At 68.1% G+C, this 4,577-nt stretch carries 4 protein-coding genes and 1 pseudogene; 1 reads left to right on the forward strand and 4 read right to left on the reverse strand.

Annotation, left to right across the window (positions count from 1 at the left end; genetic code table 11):
- Window positions 1-69 precede the first annotated feature (69 nt).
- The 4 genes from ACYVE7_RS29590 to ACYVE7_RS29605 form a co-directional block, all read right to left on the reverse strand.
- On the reverse strand, window positions 70-1,218 hold the full coding sequence (locus ACYVE7_RS29590) for an HpcH/HpaI aldolase/citrate lyase family protein (RefSeq protein ID WP_460369278.1): 1,149 nt from the start codon (window positions 1,216-1,218) through the stop codon (window positions 70-72).
- A gap of 184 nt (window positions 1,219-1,402) precedes the next feature.
- Window positions 1,403-2,491 carry a DUF475 domain-containing protein gene (locus ACYVE7_RS29595; protein WP_460369280.1) on the reverse strand — a complete coding sequence of 363 codons (1,089 nt, stop codon included), beginning with the start codon at window positions 2,489-2,491 and terminating at the stop codon, window positions 1,403-1,405.
- Between the two features lie 92 nt (window positions 2,492-2,583).
- The gene (locus ACYVE7_RS29600; RefSeq protein WP_460369282.1) at window positions 2,584-3,162 is read right to left on the reverse strand and encodes a TerD family protein; all 579 of its coding nucleotides are present in this window, start codon (window positions 3,160-3,162) and stop codon (window positions 2,584-2,586) included.
- A gap of 14 nt (window positions 3,163-3,176) precedes the next feature.
- Window positions 3,177-3,752 carry a TerD family protein gene (locus ACYVE7_RS29605; RefSeq protein ID WP_460369284.1) on the reverse strand — a complete coding sequence of 192 codons (576 nt, stop codon included), beginning with the start codon at window positions 3,750-3,752 and terminating at the stop codon, window positions 3,177-3,179.
- 195 nt (window positions 3,753-3,947) lie between these two features.
- On the opposite strand from ACYVE7_RS29605, the pseudogene ACYVE7_RS29610 reads away from it, so the two are divergent.
- Window positions 3,948-4,577 (forward strand): annotated as a pseudogene (locus ACYVE7_RS29610) (molecular chaperone DnaJ); the annotation flags it as partial.

The following is a 4,577-nucleotide window of genomic DNA, read 5'->3' on the forward strand; positions in this document are numbered from 1 at the left end:
CCGCCGGCGTCGCACGGGTGTGCAGGGCCGGTCCCAGCCGGTCGGTGACCCAGGCGCCCGTCCAGGGGCTCATGGGGCGACCCCGGCCGCGAGCAGGTCGACGAAGGTGACGTCCTCGGCGGCGACGCCGAACACGTGCGCCCGCGCCAGGGTCCGCCGCGCCCAGGCCCGGTGCGGTTTCGCCTCATTCATCTTGTTGCTGTAGCTGGAGGCCATCGCCCCGCCGGACTCGACGCCCAGGATGTCGGTGGCGTCGCAGAACTCCTCGTGGGTGACGACCATCAGCGCGTGGACGGCCGCCACATGGCTCGGGTGGATCACGGTCTTGCCGGTCAGCCCGTTGGCCTTGTCGAGGGCGACCTCGCGGATCAGCCCGTCCAGGTCGGTGCCGATGAGCAGGCTGCGCAGCTCGGCCGCCTCGTGCTCGTCGAACGGGGACTGGCGCAGCTGCGGCTTGAACAGCCGCTCACCGCCGGAGAAGTACTCCCAGACCGGGCCCGACACCACGAAACCCGAGTCGGCGCGGGCGAGCACGTTGACCACGTCGCCGATCAGGCTGGCGACGGGGTGGATGTCGTAGATCGTGAGGTCGCGGGGGCGGCGCAGCCCGTAGGCCGAGCACAGGTCGGTGGCGCCCAGCCGGACGGCGAGGATCTTCTCGCGGTGGTGGGCGAGCAGCCGGGCGATGTCGTGCAGGACGGCCGCCCTGGTCTCCCGGTAGATCACCCCGGGGGTCTCGATCACGGGCAGCCCGAGCAGCCGGTGGCCGCCGATCTTGGTGGCCTCGCCGAGCGCGTCGAGGAACGCCTTGCCGTCGCCCGCCTCGAACTTCGGCAGCACGAACCCCGTGAGCAGCGCCACGGACGGGCCGAGCCGCCGGGTCAGATCGGGGATCTGCTCGGGGCGGCGGACCCGCACGAACAGCAGCGGCGCCTCGTCCGCGGCGACGGCCCGGAGCTGGGTGACGAGATTCTCCTCCGCGGAGGCGACCTCGGAGTCGGGGATGGAGTCCTCCAGGCAGAGCACCATGCTGCGCACGCCCTGCCGGTAGCACTTGGCGATGTCGGCGGCGAGGTTCGGCCTGGTGGCGGGGCTGTAGAGGGTGGCGCCCATCGCGATCGCCAGGACGTCGGGATCGCCGTCCCGGTCGAACCCGCCGGGCTGGACGTGGAACAGCGCCGCACGACGAGCGGCGTCGATGTGGTCGAAATGACGCACGGCCTGAGAACCTTCCGTTCGCTTCGGCCGCTCAACGTAGGGACCACGATGGTGGTTCCGGCTTCTGAGGCCTACGAAAGAAATATTACCCATCACAGCACAAAACGTCCGAAAACCTGGTTATCGCCGCGTTAAAACCAAAAACCCTGGCCGTTAACGGGCCAGGGTCCGGGCGGAACGAACGTCAGGTGCGGCTGGATTCCAGCGCCGACGCCTCGTCGTTCTCCTCGTCCTTGCGGTTGCGCACCACCGAGCTGATGAACGCGATGATGATCAGTCCGGCGCCGGTGCCGCCGGTGATCCATTCCGAGACGTGGTTGGGGCCGACGCCGATCATCATGAACACCGCGAGCGCGCCGATCGCCCAGTGGGCGCCGTGCTCCAGGTAGCGGTACTCGTGCAGGGTGCCCTTGCGGACCAGGAAGACCGTGATCGACCGGATGTACATCGCGCCGACGCCCAGGCCGATCGCGATGATGATCGGGTCGGTGCTGATCGCGAACGCGCCGATCACTCCGTCGAAGGAGAACGAGGCGTCCAGGACCTCCAGGTAGAGGAACAGGAAGAACGCGGCCTTGCCGGTCGCCTGCGCGAGCTGGGTGGGGCCGCCGGACTTCTGCCCCGCGCTCTCCTCCATCCCGTCCTCGACGCCCTCGAACAGCGCGCCGAGCCCGTTGACCAGCAGATACGTGATCATGCCGAGGACGCCGGCGACCAGGACGTTCTCCCGGTGGGCGTCGTCGGCGAGCCAGGTGGCGGCCAACACCAGCGTGCCGCCGGCGATCACCACGGCGAGCTGGTCGAGCTTGCCGATGCGGGCGAGAGGCTTCTCCAGCCACGGCATCCAGTGCTCCGAGCGCTCCTCGAAGATCCAGTCGAGGAACAGCATCAGCAGGAACATGCCACCGAACGACGCGATCATCGGGTAGGCGAATTCCATCTTCTCCTGGTACAGCGTGTGATCGTTCAGCGCCAGCTTGACGGCCTCGATCGGGCCGAGCTTCGCGGTGATCGCGACGATCGCGACGGGGAAGACCAGCCGCATACCGAAGACCGCGATCGCGATGCCGATGGTGAGGAAGATCTTCTGCCAGAAGGGGCTCATCCGTTCGAGGACCTTGGCGTTGACCACGGCGTTGTCGAAGGAGAGCGAGATCTCCAAGACGGCCAGGATCGCCACCAGGGCCAGACCGGCGGTGCTGTCATAGATGAAAGCGGCGATCAGTCCCAAGATGGTGATGGCGAAGGACCAGCCGAACGTACGAAGAATCATGCCTTGGTTTTCCGTAGCTCGCAGGCGAGGCGGTCGAACGGCCGGTGGCCGTCCGCCGCCCCGCCTGCGGGGCCACTGTCGTTAGAACGACGTCAACTGACGTTGACGCCGAAGTCCTGAGCGATCCCGTGCAGGCCGGAGGCGTACCCCTGGCCGATCGCCCGGAACTTCCACTCACTTTCACGTCTGTAAAGCTCACCGAAGACCATGGCGGTCTCGGTGGAGGCGTCCTCCGACAGGTCGTAGCGGGCCAGCTCCGACCCGTCCGCACGGTTCACCACGCGGATGAACGCGTTGCGGACCTGGCCGAAGCTCTGGCCGCGGTTGACCGCGTCGTAGATGGACACCGGGAAGACGATCCGCTCGACCTGCGGCGGAACCGACGCCAGATCGACGTTGATCGACTCGTCGTCCCCTTCTCCCTCGCCGGTCAGGTTGTCGCCGGTGTGCTCCACCGAACCGTCCGGGCTCTTGAGGTTGTTGAAGAACACGAAGTGCTGGTCGGACACGACCTTGCCGTTGCCGCCGAGCATCAGCGCCGAGGCGTCGAGGTCGAAGTCCGACCCGGTGGTCGCGCGAGCGTCCCAGCCGAGACCGACCGTGACCGCTGTGAGGTTGGGGGCCGCCTTGCTCAGCGAGACATTGCCGCCCTTGGCGAGGGAAACGCCCATGTTGCTCCTAAAGGTTAGACGTTGACACCGAAGTCCTGAGCGATACCGGTCAGACCCGAGGCGTACCCCTGGCCCACGGCGCGGAACTTCCACTCGGCGCCGTTCCGGTACAGCTCACCGAAGATCATCGCAGTCTCGGTGGACGCGTCCTCCGAGAGGTCGTAGCGGGCGATCTCGGTTCCGCCGGCCTGGTTCAGCACGCGGATGAACGCGTTGCGGACCTGGCCGAAGCTCTGGCCGCGGTTGACCGCGTCGTAGATCGACACCGGGAACACGATCTTCTCGGCCTGCGGCGGGAGGCCCGCCAGGTTGACCTTGACCTGCTCGTCGTCGCCGTCGCCCGCGCCGGTGGTGTTGTCACCGGTGTGCTCGACCGCGCCGTCCGGGGTCTTGAGGTTGTTGAAGAACACGAAGTGCCCGTCCGACAGGACCTTGCCCGCGGCGTCGACGACGATGGCCGAGGCGTCGAGGTCGAAGTCCGTGCCGGTGGTCGTCCGGACGTCCCAGCCCAGGCCGACGATCACCGCGGTGAGGCCGGGAGCCTCCTTGCTCAGCGAGACGTTGCCGCCCTTGGACAGACTGACCGGCATCTTTGCCTCCAGGGTTTTGTTGGGTTCGTATAAGACTCGATCGGGAACTGAGCGAACCAGTTCGCCCTGACAGACGTCTCAGCGATGCTATCGGTTCCCCCCTTCGGGCCAAGGTCATCTCCTTTTTGCGTCCGGAACCGGGCGTGGTGGGATGGAGACCCAGATCGGAAGGCTCTTCGAACGGGAGGAGACAGCGTGCAGAGACCCGGTGAGCAGCGCCGTCGGGGGCGTCGCGACGCGCGGGCCGAGCAGGCGCAGTCGGCGGCGCTCCAGGCCAAGGAACAGGCCGCCGACGCCTTCTACGAGATGGACCAGGCGCAGAAGTACGTGGCCGGGCGGCTCACCCTGCTCGGAGATCTCGACGCGCAGGCCGCCCACCGGATCAGGGGACGGTTCGAGCGGGCCGACGCCGCCGCCAACGAGGCGTCCCTGGCGTACATCACCGTGGTCGACGCGCACGACCTCGACGACGTCAACCGGTCGTTCGGCGAGTACGACGCCGGATGCCGGGCGCTGACGGGCGTCGTCGACACCCTCCGCCGGATCACCGGGGAGATCAACCAGGTGTCCGCGGAGATCCAGCCGCAGCTCGCCCGGCTGGAATCCTCGCTCGACCAGCTCCCGCCGCGGCTGCGTGCCGCCCAGACGGCCCTCCAGGACGCCCAGGAGGGCGTGGCGGCCGCCCGGGCGGCCGGGATGCGCACCGAGGACGTCGAGGCCGATCTGGAGGCCGTGCGGGTCCTGCTGGCCGAGCTGAACAGTCCCGGGCTCGGCGGGCTGGGGATCCAGGGCGCGATGCGCCGCGCCGACGACGTCGCCGCGAAG

The sequence above is a fragment of the Actinocorallia lasiicapitis genome, from assembly GCF_054778695.1.